Genomic DNA, 18,727 nt, shown 5'->3' on the forward strand with positions numbered 1-18,727 from the left:
CGTCTGTCAATTAATAACCAGTAGCAGTTCCACCACTCGCCAGGGTCAGAGTTGTGCTGGCAGTCTTCAGCACACCACCATGCTGGGCACCAGTGACGTTAGCATTTGTAATCGTCACAGTGTCGCCAGCAGCCAGGGTGCCGTTAGCTACCGTGTAGGTGATAGAATACACCTTATCACCGTTGCTAGCATCCTTCACAGCTTCATCCAAGCTCGTGCTGCCGTTGAAAGTAGCCTCGGTAAAGGCACCTGTTTTCACGATAACCTGCTTGTTGAAGTTGATAGTGATAGAAGACTCATTCCAGGTCACGGACTGGATGGCGGGCAGTTCCACAGGTGTAACCACCACGTCGGCAACACCAATCGTGATGTTGTCGTTAACCACCACGCGCTTGGTGATGCTCAGGTTGTTCTTATCGACATAACCATCAATGCCCAGCTTACTAATCACAACTCTGTAAGCGTCGGCGTCAGCAGGTGCAGTCCCCAGCTTTACAGTGAAATCAACGGGAGTGCCAGCAACAATGCCCGTGGTCGCCACAGCATCAACAGACAACTTTGCATCCTTATCAGTGGAGTAGGTTGTCGGATTGACACCAAAGTCCTCCAAGTCCTTAGACGCAGCAGTGTTCACATCGGTAAGGGTGATGCCGTAGGTCACAGCCTTCTTAACAAGGCCAGTGAACTTCACGGTGACATAATCGTTGCCCTTAGCCGCCACATTGCTCACGGTAACATCGCTGCCGAGAGTCGTATCAGAAGTCTCAGCAACATCTGTAGTCAGGCCGGTAACGGTGTACTTATAGGTACCAGCCTCGTAGATGGCATCATCCAGAGCAACCTTCAAAGCGGGAGTGCCGCTGGTGGAAAGGGTGGTCGGATTGGTACCAGTGCTGTCCAGGCTCACAACAGCGCCATTCTCATCAACATACTTGACAGAAACAGCAGTGGGAGTCAGAACCACGTTGCGCAGCTCGATCTTGGCGCCGGGCTTGGCAAAGCCCTGCCAACGGGCAGCGTTGCCGGTCAGAGCACCAGTGTCGCTGTCGATCCACACGCCGTCTGCAAACACGTCGAAGCTGTAGTTCACAGTGGTAGAAGCGGGAACATAAGCGGGACGGTTATAGGTCAAGGAGACATAAGCCTGACCCCACTCCGTAACCATGGAGTTATAGTTGTACAGCGCACCGGAACCACCGCCCTGGTTGTTGTCGTTGGAGCCAGTCTGCAGAGCAACGTTGTTCACGAACACAACCCACTCGGCGGTGCCGTTGTCGTTGAGGACCGCGAAGACCTTGCCATCATACTGGAAGCCATCGGTATTGGGCTGGGCGTCAGCCAGGTGCGCGATGGCGGAGGCAACATCGGAGAAGTTGGTAGCAACCTTGGTCTCCTTGTTCTCATCCTGGATGGTGACAGCCTTAGCGCCGGCAGCCAGACCCAGGCCAACGTCTCTACGGTTAGCGGTCACATACAGGGTGCGGCCCTGCAGCATCAGGGTGTTGGGGGTGCTGTTGGCATTGACCTCAGTCATGGCGTACACATCGAAGTCCTCGATCTTGTCGCTGGTAAAGTCCTTATAGACCTTGTCAACCTTCTTGATGGAGGCTACGTAGTCGCCATCGAAGCGCAGTTCCTGAACGGTGCCGGGAACCAGCTCGCTAATGGTGCTCTTATACTTGCTCTTGGCGGTCAGGGTCTGCTTCTCGCCGGCCAGAACCGCGTCGAACTCCCAGTAATAGGTGTCGTCCTTCTTCTCCTCGCTCTTTGCGCCGGAGATGATGTAGGCATAGTTGGCGGTAGCGCCGCGAGCCTCGCCGATGACGACGGCGCCGATGACATAGTAATCGCTGTCATACACGGTGAAGACCTGACGCTGGCCGATGGCCTCGGAATCCTCCACGTTGATGTCGATATCAACGTTCTGAACGCCGGTATACACGCCGGTCACATCGGTGATGGCCTTCTTCACACCATTGGTGGTGTCCACCACATCCAGGTCCACGGTCAGGAAGATGGTGTCATCCTCGCCATAGACGCGGTTGCTGCCAGCGGGCTGCATGATGTCATCCACCACGGACAGGTTGTCAGTGCGGATGCTGTCATTCTTGCTATCCGTGCCATAGCCGGCAACAGGATGCTCAGCGTCGGGCAGATACTGGGTGGCAGTCATGCGGACGCAGGGCTTCAAGGTGTACACGCCGTTGTTCTCGGTATAGGTGTACCACTGATTCAGGTTGTACACGCCGTTATCGCCGCGGCCAGTCTGCCAGGAAGTGTCGGCCCACTCCTTGAAGTAAGCAGCGTTGTGGCCGGTAGCCTTGTCAATGTTCTTGTCGGTGTCGGTGACATTGACCTCAATGTTCTTCATGGTGCCGTCCAGGAAGATGGCGCCGGCAGTGGCGGTCTTCACAGAGAGGTTGGAAGAGTTGCGGTCAAAACCAGTGATGAACACATAGTTCTTGGTGCCCTCGAACAGCTCAACGCCGATGAAGTAGCCGTTGGCGTCCACATAGACATTGTAGGTGTTGTCGGTCAGCAGGGTCTGGTCATACTCGTTCAGAACGTCCTTGTCGTAGAACGCCTTCACGTTGGCCTTGTACTCTTCGCCGCCGGTGGTCAGCTTGGTCACCTTGCCGGTGCCCTTGCCCTCGTCACTGGAGGAGAACTTGGTGACGGTGGAATCCTCCAGAACCTCAACGTCCTTCAGGATCACAACCTCGCCGTTGGTGTTGTCCTTCTTGGAGATATTGACCTGATAGAAGGTGTCCTTCGCCACGTCGGTGACATTGGCGACATCCTCCACATCCACATTGTAGGTCTTGGTGGTACCGATGCCGGTATACACGCTGAGAGGAGCGTACTCCTTGCTCTCGCTGTAGTCAGCAGTGGCCTTGGCCAGCCAGGTGTTGATGGAGACAAAGGTGATCACATCCTTGTCGGTGTCCAGATACACCTTGGTCAGCACACCGTCGCCGGTGGCGCCCAGCTTGCTGGTGTTGGAGCGGACCATGTCGTCCTTGTCGAACAGCTCGCTGCCGGTGGGCACCACGCCGTCCAGATAGACTTCCAGGTCGTTGTCCTTGATCACGCCGGACTTGAGCAGATCATAGGCGTCCTTGCCGGTCACCTTGGTGGTATAAGTCTCGACGATCAGATCGGTGCGCTCATAGGTGCCGATCTCGCTCTTGTCGAAGACCCAGGTGTTGGCGGGAGCCATGAACTTATCGTTGTCATCCTTGCGGACCAGCTTGGGGAAGAACTCCTCAGCGAACTGAACGAAGTTGTCGTCCTTGATGTTGCCGTCCTCGTTGATGCCTTCGGTCCAGGTCACAGGCTTCGCGTTGCCCTGGGAGATGGTCACGTCCACGCCATTGACGTTGGTGGTGATCTTCTGGTCATAGTCCACCATGGTGGCCTTCAGGGTGTTGAAGGCGTACAGGGCGGCCTCCTCACGGGTGACGAAGTCCACGCCGTTGAACTCATCCACCAGGCCCTTGTTCAGGCCGATGCCGATGGCCTGCTTGGCAACGTTGATGGACCAGTTGCCGCCGGTGTAGCCCTCATAGGTGGCGTCATAGCCCAGGGCGCCCAGCAGCATCTTCATGAAGGCATAGCCGGTCAGGGTGCCAGCGGGACGGAAAGAACCGTCGGCATAACCGGAGATGATCTTCTCCTTGGCGCAGTAAGCGATGTAGCCGGAGAAGGTGTTGCTCACAGGCACATCCTTATAGGGGGCGGTGTCTGCGTGCAGCTCCGCTGCGGTGGTGGGGCCCAGGATCAGGTTGCAGATGATCTTGGCCGCAGCCCCACGGGTCAGGGTGTTCTGGGGCTTGAAGCTGCCGTCTTCATAGCCATCCACAACACTGATTTCGGAAATCACGTCGACAGCTTCTTTGTAGTTCAGCTCTTCGTCGTCCGTGAATTCCTTGGCGCCGGCATTGATCGTGACGAGAGACATCATCATGGTCAGCGCCAGCACCAGAGAAAGGAATTTCTTCATGGTCTGTCCTCCTTCTAAAATTTCGCAAAGCACGCCGGCGGGCGCCGTCCCTTGGGTAACGGCATCGGGGGCTAGCCAACCCCGCATTTTCCCTCCGGGGCGAAGCTCCCCGGCGTCTTTTGCAATCCAAATTTACGCAATCTTTCCATGTGTTTCAAGGGTTTCAGCGTTCTTTTAATTCAACTGAAAATTGCGGTACGATTCGTGGCATTCATTTGCTGGGAGGTTATAACAAGCGCAATTTTGTGACATAGATTCGTAACATTTTGAAAAAGAAAATCCCCGGGCCATCCGGTCCGGGGTCATTCTGCCTTTTTACCTCTTTTTTCAGGAAGAAAATACTTTTGTCCAGTCTGAATCAATTCTCCGTCTTCTACCAGATGACGCAGCAGCAGCGTGCACTGCTTGGGGCGGATTCGGAGGAGCTGCGCAATGTCCTGGCGGTAGGCAAAGCCCGCCTGCGTGAGATAGGTACGGATCGTCTCCCAGTGGCGCTCCGGCGGTACCACGCTCTCTGGGGGATAATATTTTCCGCCGATACGCACCAGCCTTTTCTGCTCTGTCAGCCGGTGCAGGCGCCCATAGGCCGCTGTTTTGGAAAGACCCAGCAGCGCCATCACATCCCCCCGGGAAAGGGGGCCGCGCTGTGCGGCCTCCAGCAGCCGGGCGTCCTCGTCCTCCCGATTCTCATCCCGCCGCAGGTCCCGCAGCAGCGTGTGCTCCATACCGCCCCGGATCAGGGCGGCCCGGGTCATGCGGGACAGCCGGGGCAGGTCCAGAGGCTTACGGGAACGCTCTGTCAGCAATACCTGAGGCGGGTCTCCGCTCCGCCGCTTACGGCGGGTGTCCTCTAAGATTCGCCGGACGGCATTGGTCAGCGGCAGCTCCCGATCCTCAAAGCGCAGGGCGTCCTTGGAAAAATCCACCTGGTCCCAGGTGAGGGATATGATCTCCTGGGCCTGCAGGCCCAGCTGCCAGGTCAGCCACAGAGCAAGCCCCGCCGGAGTGCCGCGCTCCGCCTGCAGCACCCGCCAGAGTTTGAATTCATCTACCTGAGCGCTGGAACGGGGGGCGTTCTTTTTTTCCGGCACATGGCTGGAAAATCGCGCCTGCAGAGCGGGGACTTCCACGCCGCTGATGCGGGCCACCTCGGCCCAGTCCTTGTCCATCAGCTGGCGCAAAATCCAGTCATGCCGGAGATCCATCAGCCGTACATGGGTCTGGCCCTCCCGGTCCAGGGCCAGACGGGCAAGGCGGGAGATGCTCTCCGGCGCCATGGGCGTCTTTCCGCGGGAGGACAGCACCACTCTCGGAGAGACCTCATGATTGGCCTCATACAGCCGCCACAGGGCTGAGCGCAGGTCCGCCTCCAGGGGAACCATGCGGGCCGGCAGCTCCAGGCGGCTGTCTAAAAAGGAGACCTGATCCCAGGTAAGAGCGGAGATTTCATCCCTGGAAAGCCCCGCCTGCCACGCCAGACGCAATACAATACCCTCCGGTCCGGCCTGGTCCAGGATGCGGCCCATTGCGTCCGGGGCCGGCCGGTTTATCACATATTCCCGCATGGGGCGCCTCCTTCCTCTGAGTGTTCTGTGTTATGAATGCATGACAAGCAAAACGGATTTCTGGAAAAATCCGCCTGCCGGAAAACGGTTTTTTAGGCCTCTGGCGGATCGGAGGAGGCAGCCCGGACGCCGGTGAGATCCCAGCAGCCGTGCCGGGTAATCAGGCCGCCGGAGAGACGGCCGTCCCGCACGGTAAAGATGGCGTCATAGGGCTCCTGATCCACCGGGGAACGGAGGTCTCCCGAAATCAGATATTTGCCGCTGGTCAGCACACTTCCGGAAAAACGGCTGCGGCGCCCAAGAAGGCTGAGGTAGCCGGAAACCACCTGGGTATCCTCCTGCAGCATCAGCTCGCCGGCCCGGGGGCCCAGCTGGCTTTGCAGCATCACCGCATAGCAAACTTGTTTCACATCATCACTCCTGTATGGCGCATTATAAAATGGTTGAATTTTGGCAAAAACAGTCATTTTTTGCAAAAACGTCTAATTTTTGACAAAACAGCAAAAATTGTCAAAAAGAAAGCAGGGACAGAAAAATCTGTCCCCGCTTTGAGAAAAAATTTTATGATAAAAGCGCCAGGTTTTGCCACGCGGCACCTACAGCACCCTGTTGCACCAGGCCTTCCAACAGGGAGACCAGTGTCTGAGGTGGCTGGGGGAGGTCCCCCTGAATCCAGCTTTCCAGCAGAGTCAGCAGCATCGTCTCCCAGCAGGAGAGCAGTTCCTGATCCCGCGGCGGGTTCCTCATCACTCCGCATCGGCGCTGATAGTAGTCCAGCGTCCTCGACAACAGGCTCCCGAGAGTTCCCTCCAAGAGCTTCCGCAGCCCGGCCCGCCCGCGGTTTTTGAGAAGCGCCTGATAGTAACAGCGGTCCTTTGCAGTGTGCTCCAGCAGAACTGTCAGGGCCTGCTGCCAGGTAAGACAGGTTTCCTGCCGGGCCAGTGTGCGCATGGCTTCCTGCTGCATGGACCAGTCGAATAAGGACTGTACATCGGGAAAGTGATAGTAAAAGGATTGGCGCCGGATGCCGCACAGCGCTGTTAGCTCCCGCACACGAATCTGCTCCAGGGGCTTTTGCAGCAGAAGCTGGCGCAGGGCGCGGTCCAGGTCGTTTTTTGTTCGATTAACGCAGAGTTCCGCCGGCATAGGCGTTTCACCTCTCCCTCAAAATCCGCTTTTTTCATGCAGCGGTTAATTCTAGCATACCTGTGCCCGCTCTTTCCGTCAAGAGAGGAGGGCCGCCGCTTGATGGCAAAAAAAGAGGGCGCGTCTGAGAAAAGACGCGCCCTCTTGCGGGGTCTGCGGAGGAAACAGTTACATCTGAGCGCCCAGGAGCTGGGGCAGAATCAGGCTGATCGGCTCAATATATGTTACCAGCAGCACACACACGATCAGCGCGATGATGAAGGGAACCACCTTTTTGGAAATGGCCTCCAGGCCAATGCCGGCGGTGCCGCAGGCAACAAACAGGTTGCAGCCAAAGGGAGGTGTCACCTGGCCGACTGCCAGGTTCACGCAGATGATCATGGCAAAGTGAATGGGGTTGACACCCACAGAGGTGACGATGGGATACAGGATGGGCACCAGAATGATCAGGGCCGCGGTGGTGTCCATAAAGGCTCCAACGATCAGCAGCAAAATATTGATCAGCAGCAGAATCACGTACTTATTGCTGCTCAGACTCAGGATGGCAGTAGCCACCATGTCAGGAATCCGGTTGGCAGTCAGCACATAGCCAAACAGCGTGGCGGCACAGATCAGGATCATAATCTGAGCGGTGCTCACAGCGCCATCCCGCAGAATCTTGACCAGAAGCTTTCCATCAATGTTGCGGTAGATAAAAACACCCACGATAAAGCCGTACACAACAGCCACCACAGCGGCCTCGGTGGGGGTGAAGAAGCCAGCATAAATGCCGCCGAGCACGATGACCGGCATCAAAATGGCCAGAAGGGCCCGCTTGAAGCTGGTCCAGATCTCCCGGCCGGAGGCCTTGTAGGTATCCCGATATCCCTTCTTTTTGGAGACGTAAACCACTGCGCCGCAGAGGCACACCGCCATCAAAATGCCCGGCAGGAAACCGGCCATAAACAGCGTGCTCACCGAGCAGCCGGTCAGAACGCCGTAAGTAACAAAGGGAATGCTGGGGGGGATGATGGTGCCAATACATCCGCCGGAGGCGCTGGTGGCTGCGGAGAAATCCTTGTCATAGCCGTGGCGGACCATTTCGGGAATCATCATCGCGCCGATGGCGGCCGTAGTGGCGGCGCCGGAGCCGGAGATAGCCGCGAAGAAAGCACAGGCTACGATCGCTACAATTCCAAGTCCTCCCGGAAAGCGGCCAAAGATACTGTTGATAAAGGTGCACAGCCGCTCTGAAATTCCGCCCTGACTCATCAGTGAACCGGCTAGAATAAAGAAGGGGACTGCCATGAAGGAAAACGAGTCGCAGGAGGTGAAGAGCCGTTTGGGGACCATTTCCAGGCCGATTCCCGTCAGCTGCAGCACCAGAACCGAGGACAGAATCAGGGAAAAGGCAATGGGCACCTTCATCAGGAACATAACCAGCAGTGAGCCGAACAGAATCAGGGCGACCAACTCAGGTGACAGGGCTGCGCTCATTGCTCACACGCTCCTTCCTTGCCGGCAATCCGGGCAATGGTTTTGATCAGGTCGATGGTGCCTTGCAGGAACATCAGTCCGCCGCCCAGCACCAGGGAGAAATAGATATAGCCCATTTTTAGCTGCATGGCAGGGGATTTTTGCATCATGGTTACATTGACGACCTTAAAGCCGTAATAGATGATAACTGCGAAGCAGAGCAGCATCAGAAGATCCACGAGAACCTCCAGAATGTCCTGCCCCTTTTTGGGCAGCATGGTGGACAGGAATTCCACAGCGATGTGGTTCCCATATTTCACACCGACACTGGCGCCCAGATAGACAAGATAGATCATCATATAGCGGGCAAGCTCCTCGGACCATGGCAGGGAGCCGGCCGCCAGACGAAAGATTACCTGGACGAACACGACGATGGTCATCAGTCCCATTAAAATGGCCACGACGTATTCCACCAGGGTATTGACAATATCGCTGAGCTTATTCAACACACCCATGAAGAACCTCTCTTTTCCTTGTTGCAGACAGGCGGAGCCGCTGACGACGGCCCCGCCCTCTGAAAATCAAACAGTTTCAGGCAGACCTTAACGGCAATATGGCAGCCGATCTGTCAGATATCAGTATTCAAAATTTACAATCGCGTCGATGTTTTCCTGGCCGAACTGGTCCGCATACTTTTCATAGACCGGTGCCATGGCGGCCTGGAATTCTGTGGTGTCCGGATAGGTGACCTCCAGGCCGGCAGCCTCCATCTCGGCAATCTGCTCAGCTTCGCTGTCCTCGCAGGCGGAGCGCTCATAGGCGGCGGCCTCCTGAGCGGCCTCCAGCAGAGCGGTCTGATAGGCGGGGTCCAGACCCTCAAACACCGGCTTGCTGAACAGGATCATGGAGGGGGAATACACGTGGTTTGTGATGGCCAGATAGTCCTGAGCTTCATAGACGGCATTGGAGTAGATGACGGCGATGGGGTTTTCCTGACCGTCAATCACGCCCTGCTGCAGTGCGGTGAACACCTCGGACCAGGCCATCGGCGTGGGGTCCATGCCCAGGGCGGAGAAAGCATCCATATGGACCTGATTCTCCATGCAGCGGATCTTCAGCCCGGCGCAGTCTGCGACGGAGTTGATAGGATGCTTGGAGTTGGTCATTTCGCGGAAGCCATTCTCCCAGAACGCGCCGCCGACGATACCGATATCATCCAGCTTGGCCATCAGGTTCTGGCCGATCTCGCCGTCCAGAACGGCGTGGGCATGCTCATAGCTTGTAAACAGGAAGGGCAGGTCCAGAATCAGATAGTCGGACACAAAGTTGCCGAGAGGCCCAGTGGAGGACACGGCAATATCCAGGGTGCCCATCTGCAGGTCCTCAATATTGGCCCGCTCATCGCCCAGCTGCGCGGAGTGGAAAATATCAATCTGCACAGCGCCGTTGGTCTTTTCATCGACCAGCTCGGCAAACTTTTCAAGACCCAGCTGATAGGGATGAGAAATCGCGCAGGAGTGGGAGGCGCGGAGGACGATGGCATCTCCGCCGGAGGTGTCCGCAGTGGTGGAGTCGCCGGTTTCGCCGCCAGAGGTTTGGCTGTCTCCGCCGCAGGCGGCCAGAGAGAGGGCCATTGCCAGGGAAAGGAACCATGCTGCAAGCTTTTTCGTTTTCATCTTTCATTCTCCCCTTACATTGATATAAATGTATTTCTCAAAATAGCCAAGGGCTATCTGGAGACAATTTCAAAAGCCGCCGCTGTACAGCGGCAGAAAGCGCGTACGCGCTTTCTGAATTCTTTTCTGTTTCAAAATTTGGGGATGGCACTGCGGGGACAAGAGAACAGCAGGGATATGGCTGGCTAAAAATGAGACAAAATTTGACAGAACAAAACCCAAAAGCTGACAATAATATACAAAAAAAGGATATAACAACTTGCCTTTTTTGTCAAGCGACACCTTGACCCATCCCTCAGTAGGTCAGGCGTACACAGTGGCATCTGCTAAAGCCCCTGCGTCCAAAACCAGGCTGCAATGCTCTGGTATCTCCATCGCGTCGAAATAAACTTGCTCCAAGGGCATCCAAGTGGAAAAAAACCGCTCTGCCAGCTCGGGACCATTGCGCTGGAGAATACGCTGGCGCTGCAGATCTGGTGGAATAGACAGAAAGACCGACAGATCATAGTGGTCCGCCAGCAAAGGGTGCATGCTGTAAGCGCCCTCGATGAGATTCAGGGGCTTGGGCGGACACACAGCTGCGTCTCCCAGGAGTTGGGTGTGGCAGTCATAGCGGCGGTAGGAGACCGGGCGTCCCTGTGACAGGGGAAGCAGCACCTCATGGAAAAAGCGCTCCCGGTCCACATTGCCGCCAGGCTCTGCCAGCCGTGCCGCGGTGCGCTGCTCCGGGCGAAGGAAGAAATCGTCCATGTGAAAGGTCTGGCAGTCATAGATCCGGCCGAGCAGAGCGGCCAGGGTGGTTTTGCCGCTGGCACTGCCGCCCTCAATGGCCACAAGAATCCGCGGCTTGCGGGCCATGGCCCGGTCAATCGCAGCCAGCAGAGGCAATAAAGGGGAAAACTCCTGCCGGATGACGCGGTAGGCGGGGTGGTATGCGGCTCGAAAGGCCTGCGAATGATGGCGGACTGGGAAACCCTCCGCCTCCCAGCGGGCCACGGCCGCGGCACGGCCCTCCAAAGGGATGGGAAGCTCCGCCGCCAGCAGGGCGGACAGCTTTTCCCGCAGCTGTGCCTCAGAACCGACCGGCCCCGCTGCCGAGAGGATAAACATCCGCAGCAGTGTGGCGGAGGAGAGGCCGCTGCTGCGCAGATAGCCCAAATGCAGCCGGCAGAAGCTGCCGTCTAAAGGCTCTGCATCCACGGAAGCGTCCGGACGCAGGGATGCCAGTTCCTGCTCTAACAGGTCCGCCGCGGCATCGGAGACAAAGTGACCACACCCATATACACTCTGGTGCAGGGCCTTCAGCAAATCCTGTGTTTCCAGAGCCGGATAGCGGGCGCACTGGTCCTTTAGATATCTCATTGTCTGTTTTTGCATATCCATGAAGACATCATACCATTTTTTGTCTGGTCAGACAAGTATTTCGGCAAAAAAATATAAATTTCTTTCAAAAAAAGGGATCTTCGTCGTTGATCCTTCCTTTTTTCCGATTTTCCGGAGCCGTCGACAGATTCAGACAAGATATGACCTGTATTTTGTGTAAGATAAACGCGTACATTCCCACATTTTGCGGTACCCGTCGAATACGGCGGGAAGAAAGGACGATCCATGATGAAGATTTCGAAGGAGTACCTGTTGTTGTTTAACGCCATCACGGATGCCGAAGAGGCCCTCTCCCAGCTTCGGGAAAGCTTAATGGCTGCGCAACGCCAGGCTGAGGAGCTGTTTATGGATGAGAAGGAGGCTGACCCCAGCTGAGCTGTTGCATTTCCTTCAAGACAATCGGCGCCGAATGTGCTATACTAGAAAAAAAGAAGGAGGCATTTCATGCTGCATATCGGCTGCCATTTATCCTCCACCAAGGGCTTTGCCGCCATGGGACGGCAGGCACTGGAGCTGGGGGCAGATACCTTTCAATTCTTTACAAGAAATCCTCGGGGAAGCAGAGCCAAGGACTTGGACACGGCAGACGCGGCGGTGCTGGCGGACCTCCTGCGAGAGCGGCACTTTGCGCCCATTATCGCCCACGCGCCCTATACGCTGAACCTCTGCGGCGCGCAGGAGTCCAACCGGACCTTTGCCCGGGACACCATGGCGGACGACCTCCGCCGCTTGGAGTATTTGCCGGGACAATATTATAATTTCCACCCCGGAAGTCATGTGGGACAAGGTGTGGAAAGAGGTATCTCCTATATTGCAGAGGGGCTGAACGCCATTTTGCGGGAGAATCAGACCACAACGGTCCTGCTGGAAACCATGGCCGGCAAGGGGAGCGAGGTGGGAGGCCGATTCGAAGAGCTACGGGAGATTCTGGACCGGGTGGTGCTGGCGGATCAAATGGGCGTCTGCCTGGATACCTGCCATGTCTCGGACGGCGGATATGATATTATCCATAATCTGGACGGTGTGCTGACAGAGTTTGACCGGGTGATTGGTTTGCACCGCCTGAAAGCCGTCCACCTTAACGACAGCCAGAACCCCACAGGCGCCCGCAAGGACCGGCACGCACGTATCGGTGAGGGGTGCATCGGACTGGAGGCGCTGGGGCGGGTTGTCCGGCATCCGGCGCTGCGGAATCTTCCCTTCTGCCTGGAGACTCCCAACGAGCTGCCGGGTTACGCCCGGGAGATTGCCCTGATGCGGGCACAGGCTGAAGCATAAAAAGGTCCGCCGCGGCATGTCCGCGGCGGACCTTTTTATGTGTCAGGCAGCGTCAGCCATGGTATGTCGCGGGGAACAGCTGGCAGACTGCGGCCATATCAGGGTAAATTTCCTCAGCTCCTCTGAATCGGCCGCATATTTTTACCTGGTGCAGCATAGGTTGTCCCAGAGGTGAGACAGATGCGAATCAACTTTGCCAGCCTTCGCCGCAGGCTGGAGGCAGGGGCCCTGGCTGCCGGGACTCTATGGGTGGTGGCTGTCACCGCAGGCAGCGACACTGCCGCCTCCGCCGCCTCCGCGCTGAAGGAGGCGTTGCCCATGGGTATTTTGCGTTGGGAGCTGGGAGACCTATGGACAGAGGACCAACTCTCTCCCGCAACCGTGATGACCCTGGGGGAATCGCCGCTTTTGTCCGCGGCCCGTCCTGCCGTTGCAGAGCTGCGGCGGCAGGAGGAGAGCAGCGGCGCCTCCGCCGGAGAGGATGAGGTGTCCACGGTCCCGGTGGAAGAGACCCCCCTGGAGGCGCCGGAGGCCGCCGACAACGGCGTGACAGCCAGGACCTTGGTGCCCACGGACCCCAGCAGCTACACCGTGGTGGGACGGGCCTACATCAGCAACTCCACAGACTATCAGCTCTCCATTCCGGCCCTGCAGGAGAATTTCGCCGCAGAGCTGACGCCGGAGGAGCCGCAGATTCTGATCCTGCACACCCATGGCAGCGAGGCATACACGCCTGCCGGCGGCACGGAAGTGGTCTGGTCCGGCGATCACCGCACCACGGATTCCCGCTATAACGTGGTAAAGGTGGGGGATGTGATGGCAGAGGTGTTTGCCGAGGCGGGGATCTCCGTGCTCCATGACCGGACGCTGTACGACTATCCCTCGTCCTATAACGAGGCATATGATAAATCCTTGGCCGCTATTCAGAGCTACCTCGCCCAGTACCCCTCCATTCAGTTTATTCTGGATATTCACCGGGACGCCATTGCGGATGCCCAGGGAAATCAGTATAAGGTGGTCTCCACCATCGACGGCGTGGGCACCGCAGCCCAGATGACCCTGGTGATGGGAAGCGACGGCAGCGGCCTGACACATCCAAACTGGATGGAGAACCTGAAGCTGGCAGTGGCCCTTCAGCAGGACATTCTGACAGAGTATCCCACGCTGATGCGGCCCATTCTTCTGCGGAATTCCCGCTATAATCAGCATGCTACGGTCGGATCGCTGCTGGTGGAGGTGGGCGCCGCCGGAAACTCCCCGGAGGAGGCGGCACTTGCCGGCCGGCTCTTTGCAGAGCGCATGGTGGAGGTGCTGGAGGCCAGAAGCAAGTAAAAAAACCGCCCTCTTCATGAGGGCGGTTTTTCACGTCAGGCAGTTTCGCGGATGGCCCGCAGGGCTGTTATGAGCGGCGGCTCAGTGCCGGGGGAGAGCAGATCCGGTGTGGTCCCCGCCTCCTCGCTGCTGGAGCCGTCGGCGTTCAGACCGAACATCATGGTGAACTGCACCAAGAGCCCGCTGTTGGGCAGCTGCAGGAAAATTGGGTCCAGCGCGCCGATGCCGTCCCCGCCGGTCTGACTGCCCACCAGGGTGGCAAAGCCTGTCTCCTTGCAGAACACGGCGAAAGACTCGCTGGCGGAGTAAACCTGCTCGCCCACCAGTACCCAGACCCGGCCATGGAAGGGGCTGCGCTCCGCGGCGGGCTCTACGGACAGGGGGCTTTCCACATAGTGGGTAGCCGCCGCGAGGCCCTCTTGGTTGAGAGCGGGAAGCTCCGGCAGGTCCGCGATGGGGTGGAGCATCTCCGGCGCAAACGCATCGTCGATGTAGGGACGGTTGTTATCACTGTCCGCCAGCAGGGCATAGTTCATGCAAGAGAGGGGCTGGTCGATCAGAGGGGCCACCAGCAGTTCCTGCCAATACTGCTCGCTGCCGCCGCTGTTGCCGGTGATGTCGATGATAAGGTCTGTGCAGGCCCCCAGCGTGTCGTAAAAGGACAGCAGCTCCTCCCGCTCCGCCGCATAGGCAGGCTCATAGGAGGCGGGGAAGCCGTCGATTTTGATATAGCCGATGGCCTCTCCCGGCAGCAGCAAGGTCGTGAGATTGGCATCCTCCGCACCCGGCGCGGAGGGCGTGGAGACATCCTCTCCGCCATAGGCGTCCAGCAGCTTTTGAAGGTTTTCATAACCCGTCTGAGTGACGGGGGATGTCAAAACCTCCCGCCAGTGGGCCCGATCCTCAAGCTCATCACTCTGATAAGCTTCCAGATAGGCCTGGTACTCTTCCGGCTCCACGATCCAGAGATGGCCATAGGTGCCCAGACGGAAGAGTGTGCTGTACACGGCAGAGTAGAAGGCCTCGTCACTGTCGCTGCCCGCAATCATGTCCCGGTATTCCTGAAAGATTCCTGCCGAGAGGTCATCGGGATTCTCTCGGTCCCGGACGCCCATACAGAGATAGCTGCTGCCCAGAGTCTCAACCAGATAGTCGTAGTCCTCCAGCCGCTGCTCCTGACTCAGTCCCAGAACATGGGCCAGGGCCGGGTCCCACTGGTCTTCCGCCTCCTGGGGAGGCGGGGAGGTGCCGCAGCCCGCGAGAAGACAGGGCAGAAGCACTGCGGCCAGCAGCCGTTGAAAGATCCGTTTTGATTTCATGGTCTCGTCTCCTTATTTATGATCTTCAAATAAAACGACGGAGAGGCAGCTAATTCCTCAAATTTAAAACAGCCGCAGCAAAGAATAGCAGAGAAGATCACCTGGATCATGAACGATATGAAAATTTTCCCGCCGGAAAGGTAAAAAAACTCCCCGTCCATCGGACGGGGAGCCTCTTTGTTTTAGTCGGTCACGTAGGGCAGCAGAGCAATCTGGCGGGCGCGCTTGATGGCCTCCGTCAGCTGGCGCTGATGCATGGCGCAGGTGCCGGTGGTTCTGCGGGGCAGAATCTTGGAGCGCTCGGATACAAAGCGGCGCAGCTTGGCGGCATCCTTGTAGTCGATGGACTCGCACTTCTCAGCGCAGAACTGGCAGACCTTGCGGCGCTTACCGCGGGCAGGGCGCGCGGGTCTGGATTCCCGATCAAAAGCCATGAGGGTTTCCTCCTTTATTTTATTCAATCAGAACGGCAGCTCGCCGTCCTCCTCGCCGATCTCGGCGAAGTCAGACTGCCCACCGCGCTCAGGCGCGGATGCAGCATAGGAAGGGGCGCCATAGGCGGGCGCGGAGCCATAATCCCCGCCGCCATCCCGCTTGGAATCCCCAAAGTAGACGTTGTCCGCGATCACCTCGGCGCTGCGGCGTTTGCCGCCGTCCCGGTCAGTCCAGTCGCGGATTTGAAGACGGCCCTCCACCACGGCCATGCGGCCCTTGGTGAAGTATTTGCTGACAAACTCAGCAGTAGAGCGCCAAGCCACGATATCAATGAAATCCGTCTCCTTTTCACCGCTTTGGGACTTAAAGTCCCGGTCTACGGCCAGGGAGAAGCTGGTCACGGCGGTGCCGCTTCCGGTGCGGCGCAGCTCGGGATCACGGGTCAGCCGACCCATAAGAACAATCCGGTTCAGCATGCGGCTGCCCCCTTACTCGCCCTTGCAGACGATCAGGGAACGCATGATGCCGTCGGTAATCCGCAGCACGCGGTCCAGCTCCCGGGGGAAGGACGGCTCGCTGCTGAACGTCATCAGCACATAGTAGCCCTCGGTTTTGTAGTTGATGGGATAAGCCAGCTTTCGGCCGCCCCACTCCTCCACCTCGACGGCGGAGCCGTTCTGCTCGGCCAGGGTCTTGAACTTCGCCACCAGCGCGGCGATGCCCTCCTCACCCTGTGCAGGGTCGATGATATACACGACCTCATAATTGGCAGAAACCTTTGCCATGTTTGCACCTCCTTTTGGACAGATGGCCCTCATTCTTTTTGATGAGAGCAAGGATAGCCCGCAGAATGCGAGCCTTATTATTATATAAGAATGTGAAAAAATGTCAAGAAAAACTTTTTTGAAGAAAGCGCCGGTACATGGGGTCCAGTCAGATTTTTTCTTTACCTGAAGAAACTTTTCTGCTATAATATTTTAGTTACAATGGATTCATAGCGCCGAAGCGGTGCTGTGAGTGGCTTTACAGAGAGGAGGCGGCGCCTCATGAAATTCAAAAAATGGAATATCCATACCCCGGCTGACCAGGACGTCGCCCGGCTGAGGGAGGCGGGATACCCCTATCTGCTCTCCACCGTGCTGGCCGCCCGCGGCATTACCACGGCGGAGGAGGCCGCGGAGTTTCTGGACCGGGAGCGGAGCCTCACGATCTCTCCCATGCGGATGCGGGACATGGACCGGGCTGTGGAGCGGATTCAGCGGGCGATTGCCGGCGGCGAGACCATCGCTGTATTTGGAGATTACGATGTGGACGGGATCACCTCCACGGTGTTGCTGCGGGATTATCTGAAAAGCTGCGGCGTCAAGTGCCTGCGGTATATTCCCAGGCGAATTGAGGATGGATACGGCCTCTCAAAGGATGCCATCCAGTCCCTGTGGGATCAGGGCGCCACACTGATGATCACCGTGGACTGTGGGGTTACTGGCAACGAGGAGGTGGATTTTGCCGCCTCGCTGGGGATGGATGTGGTCATCACAGATCACCACGAGTGCAAGGAGACGCTGCCCAATGCCATGGCGGTGGTAGACCCCCACCGGCCGGACTGCCCGTATCCTTTCAAGCATCTTGCCGGCGTGGGCGTTGCGCTGAAGCTGGTACTGGCCTTAGGCGGCGAAAACCGGGAGGATGCCCTCTTCGCCCGCTACTGCACTCTGGCCGCTATTGGCACCATCGCGGATGTGATGCGGATGGAGGGCGAGAACCGGACCATTGTCTCCTACGGTTTGGAGGCGCTGCCCCACACGGATTTTGTGGGTATTCACGCCTTGCTGCGGGAGGCGGGGCTTTTGGGAAAGCCCATTACGTCCATTCAGATCGGGTTTGTCCTCTCCCCCCGCATCAATGCCGCCGGCCGTATGGGGGCAGCGGACCTGGCAGCGGACCTGCTGGAAACTGACGACCCTGCCCGGGCGGAAGAGCTGGCGCGGCAGCTATGCGATCTGAACCGGGAGCGTCAGGCAGTGGAGCAGGCCATCTGCGCCGATGCCACAGCTAAAATCGAAAAACTCCGGGCGGAGGAGAGGAGCGCCCTGGTCCTCTCCAGTGAGGACTGGCACCAGGGGGTGGTGGGAATTGTCGCCTCACGCCTGAGCGAGAAGTACTCCTGCCCCAGCTTCATGATTCATCTGAAGGACGGCGTGGGAAAGGGCTCGTGCCGGTCCTACGGCGGGCTGAACCTCTTTGCGGCGCTGGAATCCTGTGCGGATCTGCTGGACGGCTTCGGCGGACATGAGCTGGCGGCCGGGTTCACCATTCCGGAGGAGAATATTGAGGCATTCCGTGCCCGGGTGAACCGGTATGTACGCTCTGCCTGCGGCGGCAAAACACCGGTGAGCTCTCTGGATTTAGATGCGGCGATTGTCTGCCCCGGTGAGGTGACGTTGGAGCAGGTGGAGTACCTCAGCCAGCTGGAGCCATACGGCGCTGGGAATCCCAGGCCCGCCTTTGCCCTGCTGGGGGCTACGCTGGATTCTGTCCAGTCTGTGGGCCAGGGCCGGCACTTAAAGGTGCGGCTGAGCAAGGGTACCAGCCGGTTTGAGGCGATCTTCTTCTCTGTGATGGAGGGGGAGTGCGGCCTGACCGCCGGCACGCGGGTAGACGCGGCATTTTATTTGCAGGCCAACACCTTTCGGGGCAGCACGACATTGCAGCTCCAGCTCATTGACCTCCGCCCCTCCCTGACCCCCAGCCGCCACGAGGCGGCGGACCTGGCATTGCTGCACCGGCTGCTGGAGGGGGAGAGTGTCACTGGCCAGGAAGCGGTGCGCCTGCAGCCATCCCGGGACCAGTTTGCGGCCTGCTGGCGGGCGCTGGAGGGCCAACTGCGCCAGGGAAAGGCCGAGGAGGACGCACTGCCGTATCTTCGGCGTCTGGCGGAGCGCTCCGGAGGCTGCGACAGCTTTTTAAGAACCGCTCTGGCGCTGGAGGTCTTTCAAGAACGGGGGCTGATCTCGCTGGTCAGCCGCGGCAGCCAGCTGCAGCTCTGCCTGAATCCGATTCAGGGCAAGGTGGATTTAAACCAGTGCCCGTATTTATCCCGCCTGCGCGGGGAAGCTGTCGAGGGGAGGTGAGCGT

At 58.1% G+C, this 18,727-nt stretch carries 16 protein-coding genes; 4 read left to right on the forward strand and 12 right to left on the reverse strand.

From position 1 onward, the window contains the following. Positions 1-10 precede the first annotated feature (10 nt). From KJS55_RS08530 to KJS55_RS08565, 8 genes are all read right to left on the reverse strand, one after another. Positions 11-4,003: an S-layer homology domain-containing protein gene (locus KJS55_RS08530; RefSeq protein ID WP_213543130.1), complete on the reverse strand. Its 3,993-nt coding sequence runs from the start codon at positions 4,001-4,003 to the stop codon at positions 11-13. Positions 4,004-4,305: 302 nt separating this feature from the next. After that, a complete protein-coding gene (locus KJS55_RS08535) occupies positions 4,306-5,568 on the reverse strand; it encodes a DNA glycosylase AlkZ-like family protein (protein ID WP_213543131.1) in 1,263 nt (420 codons plus the stop codon). Between the two features lie 92 nt (positions 5,569-5,660). Next, a complete protein-coding gene (locus tag KJS55_RS08540) occupies positions 5,661-5,978 on the reverse strand; it encodes a hypothetical protein (protein ID WP_187031399.1) in 318 nt (105 codons plus the stop codon). A 151-nt stretch (positions 5,979-6,129) separates the two neighbouring features. Further along, positions 6,130-6,714 carry a TetR/AcrR family transcriptional regulator C-terminal domain-containing protein gene (locus KJS55_RS08545; RefSeq protein ID WP_187031401.1) on the reverse strand — a complete coding sequence of 195 codons (585 nt, stop codon included), beginning with the start codon at positions 6,712-6,714 and terminating at the stop codon, positions 6,130-6,132. A 168-nt stretch (positions 6,715-6,882) separates the two neighbouring features. Then, positions 6,883-8,190: a TRAP transporter large permease gene (locus KJS55_RS08550; RefSeq protein WP_187031404.1), complete on the reverse strand. Its 1,308-nt coding sequence runs from the start codon at positions 8,188-8,190 to the stop codon at positions 6,883-6,885. Further along, on the reverse strand, positions 8,187-8,684 hold the full coding sequence (locus KJS55_RS08555) for a TRAP transporter small permease (RefSeq protein WP_187031406.1): 498 nt from the start codon (positions 8,682-8,684) through the stop codon (positions 8,187-8,189). Before KJS55_RS08555 ends, KJS55_RS08550 begins: the two co-directional genes overlap by 4 nt. Before the next feature lie 120 nt (positions 8,685-8,804). Continuing rightward, entirely contained in the window at positions 8,805-9,845 is a 1,041-nt protein-coding gene (locus KJS55_RS08560; protein ID WP_187031408.1) for a TRAP transporter substrate-binding protein, read from the reverse strand. Between the two features lie 303 nt (positions 9,846-10,148). Continuing rightward, on the reverse strand, positions 10,149-11,207 hold the full coding sequence (locus KJS55_RS08565; RefSeq protein ID WP_187031410.1) for a uridine kinase family protein: 1,059 nt from the start codon (positions 11,205-11,207) through the stop codon (positions 10,149-10,151). 246 nt (positions 11,208-11,453) lie between these two features. Here KJS55_RS08565 and KJS55_RS08570 point away from each other — a divergent pair, with 246 nt between their 5' ends. The 3 genes from KJS55_RS08570 (at position 11,454) to spoIIP (ending at position 13,838) form a co-directional block, all read left to right on the forward strand. Further along, entirely contained in the window at positions 11,454-11,603 is a 150-nt protein-coding gene (locus tag KJS55_RS08570; RefSeq protein WP_213543132.1) for a hypothetical protein, read from the forward strand. 69 nt (positions 11,604-11,672) lie between these two features. Beyond that, complete coding sequence (locus KJS55_RS08575) at positions 11,673-12,506, forward strand: deoxyribonuclease IV (protein ID WP_187031414.1); 834 nt, start codon at positions 11,673-11,675, stop codon at positions 12,504-12,506. Positions 12,507-12,686: 180 nt separating this feature from the next. Next, positions 12,687-13,838, forward strand: a complete 1,152-nt coding sequence (spoIIP, locus tag KJS55_RS08580; protein ID WP_207724386.1) for a stage II sporulation protein P — start codon at positions 12,687-12,689, stop codon at positions 13,836-13,838. A 35-nt stretch (positions 13,839-13,873) separates the two neighbouring features. Here spoIIP and KJS55_RS08585 read toward each other — a convergent pair whose 3' ends face one another. From KJS55_RS08585 to rpsF, 4 genes are all read right to left on the reverse strand, one after another. After that, complete coding sequence (locus KJS55_RS08585; RefSeq protein WP_228300495.1) at positions 13,874-15,157, reverse strand: S41 family peptidase; 1,284 nt, start codon at positions 15,155-15,157, stop codon at positions 13,874-13,876. A gap of 182 nt (positions 15,158-15,339) precedes the next feature. Continuing rightward, positions 15,340-15,591, reverse strand: coding sequence for a 30S ribosomal protein S18 (gene rpsR / locus KJS55_RS08590; RefSeq protein WP_187031418.1), 252 nt, complete (start codon positions 15,589-15,591; stop codon positions 15,340-15,342). Between the two features lie 27 nt (positions 15,592-15,618). After that, on the reverse strand, positions 15,619-16,068 hold the full coding sequence (locus KJS55_RS08595; protein WP_213543133.1) for a single-stranded DNA-binding protein: 450 nt from the start codon (positions 16,066-16,068) through the stop codon (positions 15,619-15,621). 12 nt (positions 16,069-16,080) lie between these two features. Then, positions 16,081-16,377, reverse strand: coding sequence for a 30S ribosomal protein S6 (gene rpsF / locus KJS55_RS08600; RefSeq protein ID WP_187031422.1), 297 nt, complete (start codon positions 16,375-16,377; stop codon positions 16,081-16,083). Positions 16,378-16,638: 261 nt separating this feature from the next. Here rpsF and recJ point away from each other — a divergent pair, with 261 nt between their 5' ends. Then, positions 16,639-18,723, forward strand: coding sequence for a single-stranded-DNA-specific exonuclease RecJ (recJ, locus tag KJS55_RS08605; protein ID WP_187031424.1), 2,085 nt, complete (start codon positions 16,639-16,641; stop codon positions 18,721-18,723). Positions 18,724-18,727: the final 4 nt, after the last annotated feature.

The organism is Pusillibacter faecalis, from assembly GCF_018408705.1.
GTDB lineage: Bacteria > Bacillota > Clostridia > Oscillospirales > Oscillospiraceae > Oscillibacter > Oscillibacter faecalis.

Bases quoted from the DNA above. Each gene is read 5' to 3' on its own strand.
- KJS55_RS08575 (WP_187031414.1), top strand. From the start codon at position 11,673: ATGCTGCATATCGGCTGCCATTTATCCTCCACCAAGGGCTTTGCCGCC.
- recJ (WP_187031424.1), top strand. From the start codon at position 16,639: ATGAAATTCAAAAAATGGAATATCCATACCCCGGCTGACCAGGACGTC.
- rpsF (WP_187031422.1), bottom strand. From the start codon at position 16,377: ATGGCAAAGGTTTCTGCCAATTATGAGGTCGTGTATATCATCGACCCT.
- KJS55_RS08545 (WP_187031401.1), bottom strand. From the start codon at position 6,714: ATGCCGGCGGAACTCTGCGTTAATCGAACAAAAAACGACCTGGACCGC.
- KJS55_RS08595 (WP_213543133.1), bottom strand. From the start codon at position 16,068: ATGCTGAACCGGATTGTTCTTATGGGTCGGCTGACCCGTGATCCCGAG.
- spoIIP (WP_207724386.1), top strand. From the start codon at position 12,687: ATGCGAATCAACTTTGCCAGCCTTCGCCGCAGGCTGGAGGCAGGGGCC.
- KJS55_RS08555 (WP_187031406.1), bottom strand. From the start codon at position 8,684: ATGGGTGTGTTGAATAAGCTCAGCGATATTGTCAATACCCTGGTGGAA.
- KJS55_RS08560 (WP_187031408.1), bottom strand. From the start codon at position 9,845: ATGAAAACGAAAAAGCTTGCAGCATGGTTCCTTTCCCTGGCAATGGCC.
- KJS55_RS08530 (WP_213543130.1), bottom strand. From the start codon at position 4,003: ATGAAGAAATTCCTTTCTCTGGTGCTGGCGCTGACCATGATGATGTCT.
- KJS55_RS08585 (WP_228300495.1), bottom strand. From the start codon at position 15,157: ATGAAATCAAAACGGATCTTTCAACGGCTGCTGGCCGCAGTGCTTCTG.
- KJS55_RS08565 (WP_187031410.1), bottom strand. From the start codon at position 11,207: ATGAGATATCTAAAGGACCAGTGCGCCCGCTATCCGGCTCTGGAAACA.
- KJS55_RS08535 (WP_213543131.1), bottom strand. From the start codon at position 5,568: ATGCGGGAATATGTGATAAACCGGCCGGCCCCGGACGCAATGGGCCGC.
- KJS55_RS08550 (WP_187031404.1), bottom strand. From the start codon at position 8,190: ATGAGCGCAGCCCTGTCACCTGAGTTGGTCGCCCTGATTCTGTTCGGC.
- KJS55_RS08570 (WP_213543132.1), top strand. From the start codon at position 11,454: ATGATGAAGATTTCGAAGGAGTACCTGTTGTTGTTTAACGCCATCACG.
- rpsR (WP_187031418.1), bottom strand. From the start codon at position 15,591: ATGGCTTTTGATCGGGAATCCAGACCCGCGCGCCCTGCCCGCGGTAAG.